The sequence below is a fragment of the Mesorhizobium robiniae genome, from assembly GCF_040545535.1.
GTDB classification, from domain to species: Bacteria; Pseudomonadota; Alphaproteobacteria; order Rhizobiales; family Rhizobiaceae; genus Mesorhizobium; species Mesorhizobium robiniae.
In genome coordinates this window covers 423,754-438,003 of record NZ_JBEPMC010000005.1, presented here as the reverse complement: position 1 = coordinate 438,003, position 14,250 = coordinate 423,754, and the positions used below count along the sequence as shown (strand labels likewise).

The window sequence follows — 14,250 nt, the reverse complement described above, 5'->3', positions numbered from 1 at the left end:
AACCAAATATCTCGTTCGAATTTACCTAGATTTCATGAGTGGTACACATTGGTAAATTTTCCGCCGCGCCGGTAAGGTTTTGTTAACGGCCGGCGTCGATAGTCGTGCGTAACTTGAGGGAGAAATCCCGTTCCTCTAAATCCCCAGAGGATCTGAATTCGCTCAAGCCCGTTGTGACAGCAATCCCATTATTCAAGGCGTCCTGTTGGACGCCTTTTCTTTTAGATTAATCCGCAAGCACGCGGGTTGAGGGAAACGCGACTTCGACCAGAGTGCCCTCGCCAGGCGTCGAGTTGATGGTGAAGCGGGCCCGGTTGGCCTCGACCATGGCCTTGGTCAACGGCAGCCCGAGACCGGTGCCATCGCCGCGCCCACGCTTCAGCGCGTTGAGCTGCTTGAACGGCTTCAGCGCCTGCTCGATCTCGGACTGGCTCATGCCGATGCCGGTGTCGCGCACCCGCATCACGACGTCGCCGGAGATCTCATAGGCTGTCGATACGATCACCTGGCCGCCGGCCTGCGTGTAGCGGATAGCATTCGACAGGATATTCAACGCGATCTGGCGCACGCTGCGCAGGTCAGCCACCACTTCCGGCAGTCGTGAGGCGAAGCTGGAGCGGATGATGACCCGTTCGCGGTTGGCTTGCGGCTGCATCATTGCCACCGTCTCGGCCAGCGTGTCGTTGAGCGACACCGCCTCATAAGCCATCTCCTGCTGGCCGGCCTCGATTTTCGAGATGTCGAGCAGGTCGTTCACCAGGTCGAGCACGTGGTTGCCCGACCGGTTGATGTCGCGCAGATAGTCGCGGTAGCGGTCATTGGCGACCGGCCCGAATTTCTCGTCGACCATCAACTCGGAAAATCCGATGATGGCGTTGAGCGGGGTGCGAATCTCGTGGCTGATGCGGGCGAGGAACTCGGTCTTCTGCGAGGAGGCGCGCTCGGCCACTGCACGCGCCTGGGTCAGATCCTCTTCGGCTCGCTTCCACTGGGTGATGTCGCGCACCACCGCACAGAACCCGCTGTCATTGGGCAGTCTGCCGATGGTCATGAACAACGGAATGAAGCGCCCCTGCGCCTCGCGTCCGATCACCTCGCGGCCGTCGTTGAGCACGCTTGCCACGCCGGGCTCGGACAATCCGTCGAGATAGTCGCGCGCCGCGCGCTGGCTTTCGATCGCAAACAGCGAAAAGAACGGTTTGCCGGTCACCTCGTCGCTGTCGAAGCCGAACAGCGCTTCCGCCGGGCGGCTGATCGAGCGGATCGTTCCGTCACGGCCGATCAGCACGACCCCGTCGGTCGCGGTGTCTATGATGGTGCGCATCTCGGCGATGCGCGCCTTGAGCTCGGAAATATCGGGCTGGGTCTGGTCGTCGGCGACGCCCTGCGGAACAGCTGCTGCCTCGTCGCCGGAACGGCGCACGACCAGCATCAGCGCCTTGCCGCCACGCCACGGTACCGAGCGCAGAATAGCCTCGATCGGGAACTCCTGACCGTCATGCGTCTTCAACCGCAGCGCGTGATCGGTTCCGTCGGAGGCGTTGTCGTCGTAAGGATCGGCAAACAGCGCGCCGAGACCACCTGCATCCTCCAGATCGTCGAGCGTGTCATACCCGGTCAGGCTGAGAAATTCCTCATTCGCATAATGGAGATCGTCGCCGGAATGGATGAGCAGGGGCACCGGCAGCTTGCCGAGGATAGAAGTGTCGGGAGCGTTGTTGTCGTCCGCTGTCGAAAAGGCCGATGGCACGAACCCTTCGAGCTTGAGCGGCGGCACCTGCGGGGATGGCCGCTCGACAGGCGCCGGCTCCGCGTCACCGGCATTGCCAATGTCATCGGCTGACGAACGGGTTTCATCCTCGTCGGGCGGCGCCCAATCCTCCCTGTCTTCCGCATCGCGGAAATCGGCCGCCGTCATGCTGTCGTCGTCTTCGACGGCCGTCGGCCGATCGTCCGTGTCGGCGGGTTCGGTGGTCTCTTGCGCCGCCTTGTCCGGCTCCGAAACCGGGGCGCCGTCGCCATTGTCGGCGACATACTCCCGCTCGGCGTAGTCGAGCAGCGAGCCCGAGATGTCGGGCCTGGTTGCTTCCGGCTGCTCGCCGTCAAGCCTTGCGACATCCTTCTCGTCTTCGGCATCGATCGGTTCCGCCGCTGCCGTTTCTGCCGGCATTGCAGCATCGGACTGTTCGGTCGAGGGATTGTCTTTCTTAAGCCGCTCGCCGATCTCACGGAATGCACTGCGTTCCAGCGTCGACAGGCCTTTGTCGTTGGCGGGCTGCCGGTGCTCGGCCAGCCGGATCACCTTGTCGGCAAAGCGCCGCTCCGGCTTCGGCACGATGGTCAGCGCCGGCACCTCGCCCTGGAACGGATCGGTTTCATCAGGCGTTTCGGCAACTTCCGGCTCGACGGCTGCGGGGGCCTCCGCATTGGGGACAAGCGCCATTCCGATCGCTTCCGGATCGATCACCGCATCGCCGGTGCGGGCCACGCCGAAACCGCGAAAACCTTCGAAGGCACGGCTGCGGCTGTAGACAGGCAGCGCCGCCAAGTCGACGGGTATCTTGAAATCGGTGCCGGAAACCGGCCACAGCACCGAGCGGCCGGACCAGGTGTCGCGCCGGTCGAGCAGGCCGGCGATCTCCCCTGAAGCATCAAGGTCGAAGGTGGCCGCGACGTCGCTGAAGCGCCGGCCGATCACATCGGCGGCAGGCTTGCCGACGAGCTCCGCGAATTCCGGCGACAGGGCACTGAATTTTCCTTCGGCGTCGGTGCGCCAGACGAAACGCAGGGGCGCTGCCGCGCGGTCGATCGAGGGGATTGCACGCTCAGTCGGGGAGGCGGCCTGCGCGGTACGTTCCGCCGACACATCGGCCTCGACATGCCCGGACGCATCCGGTCGGCCCGGCTTTTGCGTCTCATCCTCGCTGGCACTGAAATACCAATGATCATGCTGCGCGGGCGCTCTGCCGGCCGGGGGGCTGGCGCTATCGGGCCGGGACGAATCGGAAATGTCATGCTCCGCAGACACCGAAGTGTCTTCTCCGGCTGTCGGGCCTGTCTCCGCTGTCGCATCCGCCTTCGCGGCTGTTGCCGGCGCGTTGTCCTGTTCTGCCTTTTGGCGGAACGCGGCATCGTGTGCTGCCGCACCGGTGCCGGTTTCCATCGCCGTGATGTGCTCGCCGTCGGCGTCAAGCTGGTCCTCGTCGATCACCACCAGCAGGTGCCGTTCATCCGTCAGCCGGGCAAGACCGGCCGGGTAGGAAGTGGTGCCGCCTGGAACGAGGCGTTTGACAATGCGATCGCTCTCGTTCGCCACATCGGCCACAAGTGCTGCCAGCGTCTCGGGCAAGATGCCGAGCGCCGAAAAACCTTCCGAAGCAGCCTCGATGTTGCCCTTGGCGTCGACGAAGGCGATGAAATGACTGTCTTCGGTAAACCCGCTGATGGCCCGGGCGGCGATCTCGGCAGCGCTGCGCGAGCCGGTCTGTGCCGCTGGAACCGCCAGCATGATCGCATTTTCTCCGTCAGGCATCGTCACCGCGCTGGCCAGAAAGCCAAGCGCGCGGCTGGTCAGGCCGGTTGCCAGCCGGACCGTAATGGCCCGGTCGCGGCCGATCCTGGGAAAACCGCTGGTCGCCATGATCTGGCGCCTGGCGACCAGCGGCAAGCCTGCCGAGTGGCCGATGATGGCTTCGATGTCCGGGTAGCCGAACACCACCGCCCCTGGCCCGTTTGCCCAGATCACCTGTTCGAGGTCTGCCGACAGAAGGACGATCGCGTCGCCGGCGGCAAAGCGCTGGCGGATCGTATCGAGCACGGCGACATCGAGGAAGGAGTAGTTTTCGGACGGCATGCGCTTGGCGGACCTCTTGGCGAATCCTCACGGAACGGGCAGTTTTCCGGTTAACGTTTTGTTAATAAAAGCCGATGGCGCGAAGGTCCACAAGCCACAGCGTGCAACCGCTGGAATCTCTGGGCTCGTGGTTAACGCCGGGAAAGAATTTTATGGTGCGATGCAACAAAGATATTGCAATGCACAAAATTTGCCTTTATATTGCCATCATACATGAACGAGACGGCTTTCTGTCAAAGCCGCTGCCCAAAGGATGGAAAATGTCCAGGACCAAGACTGCCGAAACGATCGAAAACGTTGAATTCCCGAGCTTCGACGCCTCCAAGGCCACCGACCAGATCCGCGCTTTCGCCGAAAAGGGCGTCGAGCAGTCGAAAGAGGCCTATGCCAAGCTGAAGACCGGCGCAGAAGAGACCCAGAAGGCTCTGGAGTCGACCTTCGAGACCGCCAAGACCGTTTCCAACGACCTGTCGCTCAAGACCATCGCCGCTCTGCGCGCCAATACCGAAGCCGGCTTCTCGCATTTCGAAGCCCTGATCGGCGCCAAGTCGCTGTCGGAAGTGGTCGAGCTGCAGACAGCATTCCTGCGCAAGCACGTCGAGATGGCCGTCGAGCAGGCAAAGGATTTCCAGACCGTCACCTCCAAGGCGGCCGAGGACGTCTCCAAGCCGATGAAGACCGCCTTCGAGAAAGCGATGAAGGAAATTAAGGCCGCCTAATATTTGCGCATACTTTGAAGATGCAACAAAACGTCGCATTTCTTCGGAAGAGATTATGTGAAATATAGTGGTCAAAGCGAATACCCGGCGGGTGGAACCTCCTCCCTCTGCTCTCCGGGGTGACCAGCCAGCACCTCCTCCCGCTGGCTCGTAACAGGAAAAGGCCGGCACCTCCTCCCGCCGGCCTTTTTCTTTGCCCGGCGAAAAAAGCGGCGATCTTTGCGTACAGCGCCGCGCGTCCTCCTGGGCGCGCAAAGGACGTATAGAACTTTGGATTTCGCGCGTGATCTTTTCGGAAAATCGGTTCTGATTTCGGGGCATGGGCGGCCAAAAGCCTTGAATTAAACTCCGATAGCCCGTATGGACGCATCGCCGAACGACTGAGCGGGTCCAGAGGGATGATTGTCCATCTCGATCCCGCTCGGGCGAACGTGCCGTTGTAGCTCAGATGGTTAGAGCGCCGGATTGTGGATCCGGAGGTCGCTGGTTCGATCCCAGCCAACGGTACCATCGGTTTTCTCAATAACACTTTGAATTTATTGTAGAATTTTCGACAGCTAGCGATCAGCCTCGCGGCTACTTCCTGCTTTGTGATACCTATTGTGTTACTTATTGTGATACAAATGGTGCATCAGAGGAATGGGAAGACGACGCGAAGAGCATGATCCTGACCGTTTCCTGCAACTGAGGGGCGATCATTTCCATTACTACCGCCGGGTGCCCAGAGAGATCAGGGACCTTGACGGGTATGGCCTGTTCGTGCGCCGCGCCCTCGACACCACTGACCGCATAAAGGCGCGCACGGCCAGAGATCTCAACGAGGCTGCTGACAACGCTTTGTGGGCTTCGTTGATGCTGGGTGAAAACAGGTCGCATCGAATTGCCTGTTGGCGGACTCCTCCCACGCGAGCGAGCCGTGTTGAGCAACAAAAATCTTCGTTTTTCCGGGCCTCAAACCAAGCTCGCCGGTTTCAGCCTCAATCCGTCGCCTTTCCGAGCATTTTCGTTGTGCAGTCGCGCCGGATGATCTCGATCACGGTCTCGGTGGTGCGGTCGAGATGGCTGCGCCCGTCGACGAGCCGCGCCGTAGGGCTGATGTAGCTCTGCGGGCCGACGTGGGTTGCCGGGTCGAGCGAACACACCGTAATCTTCCCGGCGTCCAGGGCCAGGTTCCAGGCGCTGCGCCGCCACAGGCGCCAACGCTGAGGGAAGAGTCCGATGCCCACCCGCTCGATCCAGTCGTTCGCGCTGGTGAGCCGGTACAGGTGGAGCGCATGCGTGAGGTCGTTGGCGCCGTTGTGGAAACCGCCGAGCGTGATCAGCAACAGCGGAGCGCGGAGCTGGGTGAAGAGCTCTTCGACCGCGCCGGTGGCCACCTGGGCGCCACCGCTGTAGCAGAGCAGGACGACCGGAATGCCGCAGGCGGGCTCGTAGCCCGCGAGCCGGAGCTGGTCGGCGATCTGGGCACCCACTGCCCGGTTGTACAGCGGGCGGTATCGGCGATCGGCGGCCACAAAGGTCTGCATGACGTTGTGAAGGAACAGCGTGATGCCGACGTGCCGCCGGAGCCAATCCCACACCGGGCGCCCTACGAGCGGGTCCGCCAGGGGCGAGTAGGGCTGGACCTGGCCCAGCACGCGCAACTCCGGTGTTCCGGCGATGATGGCCTTGACGAACTGGCCGCCATCGCGCGTATCGGTGAAGCGGCGCTTGCCGATCCCGTCCAGGTAGACCACGTAGGCGTCCGGCGGCCGCCCTGGATCGGCCCCCCTGGCGTAGGGCACCTCCGGTGGGAGCGTGGCGGCCGGTTCGCGCCGGCCGATGGTATAGACCATCAGCTCGTGTCGAGCGAGCAAGCCCTCGGCGAGGAGGAACGAGCCGAGGGCCACGAGTGCAACGAGCAGGAGGAGTTCGCTCACACAACCGCCTCCGGCTCCCGCGCGCCAGCGATGAGTCTCGCAACTAGCCGCCGGCCCACCTCGACCGTGACCGCGAGCCCGACCCCCGCGACGGCGATGCATCCGGCCGCGGTCCACCAGCCCAGTCCCGACGCCGCGGCGAGCGGGTCGGCCAGCCCTGCTCCGACACCGGCCATAAGCAGCATGTGCAGGCACGGCCCGAGGAGCGGGAACGCGAGGACGGCGGCCAGGAGCAGCGGGGCGACCAGGGCGGGTGTCCAGGCCAGCCCAATCGTGCCAGGCAGTGGGGCTGAGTCAGGCGCCACGACCGGCTGCACCAGGTCGGCAACCGCCCACGCGGCGAGGGGCCACAGCGCCATCACCATACCCTCGACGACGGTGCCGGTCACCATCAGACCGGCCACGAGCCGCGGGGATAGCTTGGGCCGGCGCGCCACCAGGGGCAGCACGCGCCCGGCGCTCTCGGACAGCCCGGCGAGGACCAGTAGTACGGCGACCGTCGTCGACATGGTTCAGCGCCCCTGTGCTCGATCAACCGCGATGCCTCCGAGCACGTCGTCGAGATACCGCTCGAGCTCGTCGGCGGCACGCCGGGCGCCGCCGGCCTGCTTTTGTGCGGCGCTCTGTGCGGCTGCCGCCTCTCGGAAGCGCGGCTCGTTCAGCAAAGTCCGGGCGAGCGCGTGCACCGTCTCCACGGTGGCGTTAGCCGTACGGAGCGCGAGGCCGGCACCGAGCTCGACGACCCGCCGGGCCACCAGCGGCTGATCCGCGCCCTGTGGCACGACGAGCGTCGGCACCCCGGCCCGCATCGCCTCGTTGACACTGTTCATGCCGCCGTGGGTCACGAAGAGCGCCGCCCGGTCCAGCACCTGGAGCTGCGGCACGGATCGGCGGGCCAGCACGTTGGCCGGTAGCGGACCCAAGTCTGCCGGTTCAGTATGCCCGGTCGAGACGACAACGGTGCCGCCCAGCGGTGCGAGCGCGGTCGCGAAGGTCCGCAGCAGAGCGGGGCCTCCATCGAACACCGTGCCCAGCGACGCGTACAGCACGGGGTCCTCCAGCCGGAGGGCGTCGAATCCCGGATCGGTCAGGCGGGAACCGACGCTCGCGCCGACGAACCGGTACGAGGGGTCGAACGCGTCGGCACCAGGCTGGAACGCGCTGGAGGTGAAGACCAGGTTCAGCGGCTCGCGGGCGTTCATCAAGTCGATCAGGGGCAGCCCGCCGGTGTCGTAGCCGCGGTGCAGGGCCCAGCGCGCGCAAACGTAGCTCCAGCCGATGCGAGGACGGTCGGCTGCGGCGGTCACCAACTCACGGGAGAGGCGGGTGGGGCTGGGCACCTGCCCGTTGAACGCGAACGTGGTGAACGTGGCCGCCGCCGGCACACCGAGCTCACGCGCGGCCACCGCGCCCCATGGACAGGCCGCCCCATGCACGATCAGGTCGGGCCTGGTGCCGCTGAGGTCCGAGAGCACGTCGGGCAACAGGCCGAGGGCGGTCCGCGCGAGCTCTTCCAGCATCGCGAGGGGGATCGGCGGATCCGGCAAGGGCAGGTCGCCCCCGGAGTAGAGGTGGACCTTCGCACCAGCGGCCTCAATCTGGGCCGCAAATGCAGGGGAGGTGTGATAGGTCACCGTGTGACCGCGCCGGGCGAGTTCTGCCACGACCGCGAGTGTCGGGTTAATGTAGCCGTGCATGCCGATGTTGAGGAAAGAGACGGTGCTCATCGACGCCTCCGGGGTGGTCGGAAGATTCAAGGCGGGGGTGGCTGGACGCACCACCTGCCAATCCGGCAAGGGCCGCCTTCCGATGCAGCCAATGTTCGTGGAACCCGCAGCGCCAGCCTATCAAACGGTAGGATCGATTGGACGATGCAGAAGTATGGGAGACTATGACCTCTCTCTAGGACGCTCTGCCCGGTCGGGTGCGACGGCTAAGCCCCGGCGCCGCTGGGCTGGGATGGCGCAAATCAAATACTGTATCGGGGATCGCCACCAGCCTGCCTCATAATGCGAGCATACTGGTCCGGCAGTTCTCGTCGTACTGGCCGCCCATCCGCATTTTCGTGTTCGCCGCGAGTTTTCGAGGCACGCCGGAGCGTGGCTACGACTCGACCACCGACACATAGGCAGGCCCGTCAGCACTCCACGCGTCCTGGCAGAGGCTCGGTCAATTCCTGCAGCAGCCAGCGTTCCCGTCTGGGCTTAGTCGGTTGCAAGCGCGTTCTTTAGCGGATTCGAGTCTGAAAGCGTCCACACACCTGTTCGGCGGAGCCAGGACCTATATCCTGAGGATAGGGTGACCTCTGCTTGATGCTCATAGACCGCGATCAGCGGGCTGAGATACCGTGGCGAAAATGTCCGGTGTCCGCGTCGATGCCAAGCCCCGCAAGAAGACCTTGATGGCATCGGTGGGACGATGAGTTGGACAAGAGTGCGGAATGCCTCGTTGGCCAGGAATTGACTGCGGGTGGCCTTCCCGCAGTCCCTAGTGAAGTACCAGGCCAACGGGAATCCTTGATGGAGATTTACGCACACCGGGCCAAGCGATCTTACAAGCACAGCCTCGGGCTGCGCATGCTGGGAATCGCCCTCGGTCTGCTGGTCTGGATTGCGCCGGTTTACGCGCAAGAGGTGCTGCGCATACCCTACGTGGCCGATATCGGCACTTTCGATCCGGACAACGGGTTCGAGACCGGCGGGATCAGCGCAATCAACAATGTCTATGAAGGGCTCGTCGAATACGAGCCGGGTTCGACCAAGATCGTTGGTCTGCTCGCCAAGAGCTGGGAGATCTCGAACGACGGGCTGACCTACACCTTTCACCTGGTCGATGGTGTCAAGTTCCATGATGGCACTCCATTCAATGCGACGGCGGTCATACAGTCGTTCGAGCGCCGCCGCGATGGTGGACTGATCCTGAGCTACTTTCTGGCCAACGTGAAGGACATGGCGGCGCCCGACGATTTGACGGTCGTGCTCACGCTGGGTCATCCTCAGCCGTCGCTCCTTGATACCCTTTCCAGTCCGTGGGGGCCCAAGATCATCAGTCCGACAGCGCTCGCCGAGCATGACAACGGCGACTTTGCGACGACCTGGCTCAATGAGCATGCGATCGGCACGGGTCCATTCAAACTGTCGGAATTCAAACGCGGTCAGCGCTATGTGCTCGAGCGCAACGACGACTACTGGGGCGACAAACCGTTCTTCCGGCAGATCCAGATTTCGCTCGTTCCCGATATCAGCCAGCAGATACTTCAATTGCAGGCCGGTGCGATCGATGCCGTGCCAATCAACTATCCATTCGCGCAACTCACCAGCCTGCCGGGGGGGCTGGAGATCACCGCCGCCCCGAGCATGATACCGTACTATCTCTTCGTTAAGCCGAACTCGCCGCTCGACGACGCGGAGGTCCGCAATGCCATTTTGACAGCGATCAACCCGGCGCTTTGGGTCAAGGACGCCTTTGGAGAGTTCGCAAGCCTGTCGAGGTCCGTTTATCCGAACGTGATGCTCGACCCAGTGAATCCGATCCGGTTCCCGACCGACTTAGAGGCAGCGAAAGCCGCGATCACCAAACGTGGCGCGGTCAATTTGGTCATTGGCCTCCATAGCGCGGCCCCAAGCTACAGCCGCATCGCCGACCTGATGATAGCGCAACTGGCGTTGATCGGAGTAAAGGCAACGGCTTACGTGCTGCCTTCCGGCGCTGCTTACACCTTGAAGGACGACCCGAACCCTCCCGATTTGCTGCTCACGATCGCGGGCCCGGACGCCGCTCATCCGGAGACCCAGGCCAAGGCTTTCTTCACAAAAGACGGTCCCCTCAATTTTTTTGGCCGGGTCCTGCCGGAAGCCGATGCCATCGTGGATCAGGCCGGGCAGTTGACCGACATCAAAGAACGCGACGCTCTCTACGAGAGAGCGGGGCAGATGTATTTCGATGCCGGCGTCGTCATCCCGCTTGTCGACGTAAGCGATGTGGTTGTCCACGCCAAGGGTCTGAAGGACCTTGGACTCCGCCCCGTGAATCCACCTGGTAATATCGACTTTGCCACCGTTCGCTGGGGACCCTGAACTCCGGAAGCAGGTCAGGCTCGTCCCTTGGATGGTCAAGCTTCCGCACCGAATGTCCGAACCCGTGACCGAATCCGTTCTTGCCGTCAAAGACCTCTCAGTTACTCTCAGCCGCGAAGGCCGCCCTTCCCGCGTCCTCGATGGCATCAGTTTCGACATGTTTCCGGGCGAGATCATCGCGCTGGTCGGGGAAAGCGGATCCGGCAAGACAAGCATCGGGCTTACGCTTCAGGGGCTCCTGCCGCGCGAGCACCTTCCGCAGATTGCAGGCTCGATCCGGCTGGCGGGCATCGAGCTTGTCGGCGCGGGAAGGCGCACCTGGCAGTCAGTTCGCCGCCACCTCGTCCGTGCCATCTCGCAAGATCCGATGGGCGCGCTCAACCCTACGATGACCATCCGTCGCCAGATGCGCGAATCCAATGGAGGGTCTGAGGGATCGATCGAAGACTGGCTCAGCCGAACCGGCCTACTTGACCCGGACCGCATCGCCGATGCGCTTCCGCATCGCCTGTCGGGGGGGCAGCGTCAGCGAGTGCTTATTGCCATGGCGATGATGGCAAGACCGAAGCTACTCATCGCCGACGAACCGACCACTGCGCTCGACGTCACGATGCAGGCGCAGATCCTTGACCTGTTGCGCGATCTCGCCCGCGAGCAGCAGACGGCAATTCTCTTCATCACGCACGATCTGACCGTGGCGGCCTCACTGGCCGACCGCGCCCTGGTTCTCTACGCCGGACGCATCGTTGAAATGGGCCGCATGCAGGATGTGGCCCACAATGCCGCGCACCCCTATTCTGCCGGTCTGCTCGCCGCTCGATTCGATCTGGACTCTGATCGACGGCGCCCGCTTCCCACGCTCCCGTCCGAGCGCACGCCCTCCACAAATGTCGATAACGCCTGCGCCTACGCGACCCGTTGCCCGATCGCCCAGCCGGATTGCACGACGATCCGCCCACCCCAGGAGCCTGCTTACGTTCACGCCGGCGCAGTCGCCTGCCTCCACCACAAACAAACCCCGACGCTCTCAGCGCAGCGCACTGATGCGAAACCATGGCCGGCCCTGGCGATCCAGGAAACCGCTGCCTTAAGGCTGTCGAACATCGGAAAAACATACCCGACAGGCATCCGATCGTTTTGGGGACGGCGTCAACCGCAGCCAGTTCTTAATTCGGTCAACCTCTCGATCAAGCTTGGCGAGTGCGTCGCCCTGGTCGGCGAGAGCGGCGCCGGCAAGTCTACCCTCCTGAGGATAGCTGCCGGTCTCGTGACACCCGAGAGTGGCACTGTTGCACGCTTCGACAAGCTTCCTCCGCAAGTTGTGTTTCAAGACCCTGTTGCGGCGCTGACGCCCTGGCTCACGATCGGCGAGCAGATCGGCGAGCGCCTGCGGGCCATTTCGCCGGACAGTGATTACGGCCGCCGTCGCGTCGGAGAGGCCATGAAGCTGGTCGGCCTCGATCCGATCCTGATGGACGCGCTGCCGGCCGAGATGTCGGTCGGGCAGTGCCAGCGCGCCGTTTTGGCTCGCGCGGTAATCGTCCCCCCAAGGCTTCTGCTCTGTGATGAGCCGATCAGCGCCATGGACGTGTCGCTGGCGGCCACAACCTTGAACCTTCTTGGCGACCTTCGGCGGCGGCTCGACATGGCGATGCTGTTCGTAACCCACGATCTGGCGGCCGCCAGAATCATCGCCGACCGTATCGCCGTGCTGAAGGACGGCCAACTGGTTGAAATTGCGGATCCCGATGCCATCGTTGCCGCACCACAGTCTCCCTACACGCGGTCTCTCGTTACGGCGATGCCGAGTTTACAGGCGGGAGGCGGATGGTGAACGGCAGGCCAAGCTCCGACACGCTGCCTGCGCGGCCTCGGTTCAACTGGCGCGAATTCTTCCGGCGTGCCGGCTGGCTTGAAAGCGTCGGCATCGTCGGCTTGCCTGTCGTCACCGTTGCGGCCCTGCTGGCGCAATGGATCACGCCGTTCGATCCACAACTGCGCGTCGCCGCGGCCTACCTGCCGCCTTCGGCCGCCCATTGGTTCGGCACCGACGAGATCGGCCGCGACCTGTTCTCGCGCGTCATCCTCGGCATTCAATATACGTGGCTGCCAGCGCTTGCCGTTATCGGCTTCAGTCTTGCCGTGGGCTCCCTGGTCGGACTAATTTCGGGCCTTGCGGGCGGCAAGGTCGATCTGGTCATCCAGCGGATCATCGATCTATTCATTGTCGTTCCGGGAACGCTCGTCGCGCTTGCCGTTGTGGCTTCGCTTGGCCCGGGGCTCGTCAACACGATGATCGCGGTTGCCATTTTCTGGTGGCCCTGGTACGCGCGCATATCGCGTGACGAAATCCGTCGCCTCAAGGCCCGTCCTCATGTCGAGGCGGCGCGTATAGCCGGGGTCCGCGGTCCGCGCCTGCTGTTGCGTTACTTGATGCCGGGAGTGGTCCCGGCCTTGCTCATCGGGGCCTCACTGGATGTGGCCAGCATCATCATGACGCTGTCGCTGATGTCTTTCCTCGGCCTTGGACTGCCTGCGCCGGCGCCTGAACTCGGAGCAATGACGGCGCGCAGCCTCGACAGTCTTACTGTCCATTGGTGGCTGCCGATCCTGCCGGCCGCGGTTATCTTTCTCCTCTGCCTCCTCGCCAACCTTGCGGGCGACGGCGTTCGCGCCGCGCTAAGGGGGGCGTAGTGCTGGCATATCTCGCCAAAAGCATCGTCGGCGCCGTCGTCGTTCTCCTGGTGATGAGCTTTATCTTTTTCAGTCTTCAAAGCATTATCCCCGCCGATCCAGCGCGAGCCATTGCCGGGCCGAACGCTCCGATGGAAACGGTCGAAGCAATGCGGGAGCAGCTCGGACTGGACGACCCGGCTGTCGTTCAGTACGGACACTTTCTGTTCCGCCTCGTGCATGCGGATCTGGGAACGTCGGTCAGGACCCGGCAGCCTGTATCTGACGACATACGGGAATTTCTTCCCGCTACGCTCGAACTCGGACTTGTGTCGATCGCCTTGGGAATGGGGCTCGCCGGCGCAATGGCGGCGCTTCAGTTCCTGATTCCGGGATCAGCCGGCATAAGGCTAGCCATGGTGGGGGTGGGCTCCACGCCGATTTTTCTATCGGCCTTGCTTCTTGCCTACTTTTTCTGGTTCCAACTCGATTGGCTTCCCGGAGCGGGTCGGCTTACCTACCGCGACTTCGCAGGCCCTACCGGACTTAACGTCATCGACGGAATATTGGTCGGCCGGCCCGAAGTCAGCGTTGACGCGCTGCTGCATATGATCTTGCCCGCGCTTGCACTGGCGTTGCCTATCGGCATCGCGGTCGGCCGAAGCCTGAACGGTGCGCTTCACGAAGTGATGAGGCAGACATACATCCGGACCGCGCGTGGCAAGGGCCTCGGGGAAACGAAAGTGTTGTTGCGCCACGGTTTGCGCAATGCTGCCACGGCCCCACTGTCCATGCTCAGCCTGCAGGTCCGCCTTCTCTTCGGCAATTTGCTTGTTGTCGAACGCGTTTTTGGGTGGCCTGGTCTGGGCCTTTACGCGGTCCAGGCTTTTGCCAGCGCCGATCTCCCGGCAGTGCTGGGCGTCGCCATCGTTTTCGGAATCTTGTACATCCTTATCAACACGCTCATCGAGATCGTGCAGTCGATGGCCGATCCTCGGATCAATCTCTGA

Annotated in this window: 9 protein-coding genes and 1 tRNA gene; 6 read left to right on the top strand and 4 right to left on the bottom strand. The window is 63.2% G+C overall.

Translation table 11 applies throughout. The features are described 5' to 3' along the window. Positions 1-226: 226 nt before the first annotated feature. Positions 227-3,853, bottom strand: a complete 3,627-nt coding sequence (locus ABID19_RS16915) for a PAS domain S-box protein (protein WP_354492123.1) — start codon at positions 3,851-3,853, stop codon at positions 227-229. A 260-nt stretch (positions 3,854-4,113) separates the two neighbouring features. Between ABID19_RS16915 and ABID19_RS16910 the strand changes: the two genes are divergently transcribed. Together ABID19_RS16910 and ABID19_RS16905 are read left to right on the top strand one after the other, a co-directional pair. Then, complete coding sequence (locus tag ABID19_RS16910) at positions 4,114-4,572, top strand: phasin (protein WP_352937135.1); 459 nt, start codon at positions 4,114-4,116, stop codon at positions 4,570-4,572. A 433-nt stretch (positions 4,573-5,005) separates the two neighbouring features. After that, positions 5,006-5,082: transfer RNA gene (locus tag ABID19_RS16905), tRNA-His, on the top strand. Positions 5,083-5,549: 467 nt separating this feature from the next. Here ABID19_RS16905 and ABID19_RS16900 read toward each other — a convergent pair. Genes ABID19_RS16900 through ABID19_RS16890 form a run of 3 tightly spaced genes read right to left on the bottom strand, consistent with a single transcriptional unit; the run spans position 5,550 to position 8,218 of the window. Continuing rightward, a complete protein-coding gene (locus ABID19_RS16900) occupies positions 5,550-6,491 on the bottom strand; it encodes a hypothetical protein (RefSeq protein ID WP_354492122.1) in 942 nt (313 codons plus the stop codon). Continuing rightward, the gene (locus ABID19_RS16895) at positions 6,488-7,000 is read right to left on the bottom strand and encodes a hypothetical protein (protein WP_354492121.1); all 513 of its coding nucleotides are present in this window, start codon (positions 6,998-7,000) and stop codon (positions 6,488-6,490) included. Before ABID19_RS16895 ends, ABID19_RS16900 begins: the two co-directional genes overlap by 4 nt. Before the next feature lie 3 nt (positions 7,001-7,003). After that, positions 7,004-8,218 (bottom strand): macrolide family glycosyltransferase, encoded by a 1,215-nt coding sequence (locus ABID19_RS16890; protein WP_354492120.1) that lies wholly within the window; start codon positions 8,216-8,218, stop codon positions 7,004-7,006. Positions 8,219-9,010: 792 nt separating this feature from the next. On the opposite strand from ABID19_RS16890, the gene ABID19_RS16885 reads away from it, so the two are divergent. The 4 genes from ABID19_RS16885 to ABID19_RS16870 are packed head-to-tail and all read left to right on the top strand — an operon-like array spanning position 9,011 to position 14,250. Continuing rightward, a complete protein-coding gene (locus tag ABID19_RS16885; RefSeq protein ID WP_354492119.1) occupies positions 9,011-10,567 on the top strand; it encodes an ABC transporter substrate-binding protein in 1,557 nt (518 codons plus the stop codon). Positions 10,568-10,598: 31 nt separating this feature from the next. After that, positions 10,599-12,401: an ABC transporter ATP-binding protein gene (locus ABID19_RS16880; RefSeq protein WP_354492118.1), complete on the top strand. Its 1,803-nt coding sequence runs from the start codon at positions 10,599-10,601 to the stop codon at positions 12,399-12,401. Continuing rightward, entirely contained in the window at positions 12,398-13,261 is an 864-nt protein-coding gene (locus tag ABID19_RS16875; protein WP_435528735.1) for an ABC transporter permease, read from the top strand. Before ABID19_RS16880 ends, ABID19_RS16875 begins: the two co-directional genes overlap by 4 nt. Further along, positions 13,261-14,250: an ABC transporter permease gene (locus ABID19_RS16870; protein WP_354492197.1), complete on the top strand. Its 990-nt coding sequence runs from the start codon at positions 13,261-13,263 to the stop codon at positions 14,248-14,250. The genes ABID19_RS16875 and ABID19_RS16870 overlap by 1 nt, the downstream gene beginning before the upstream one ends.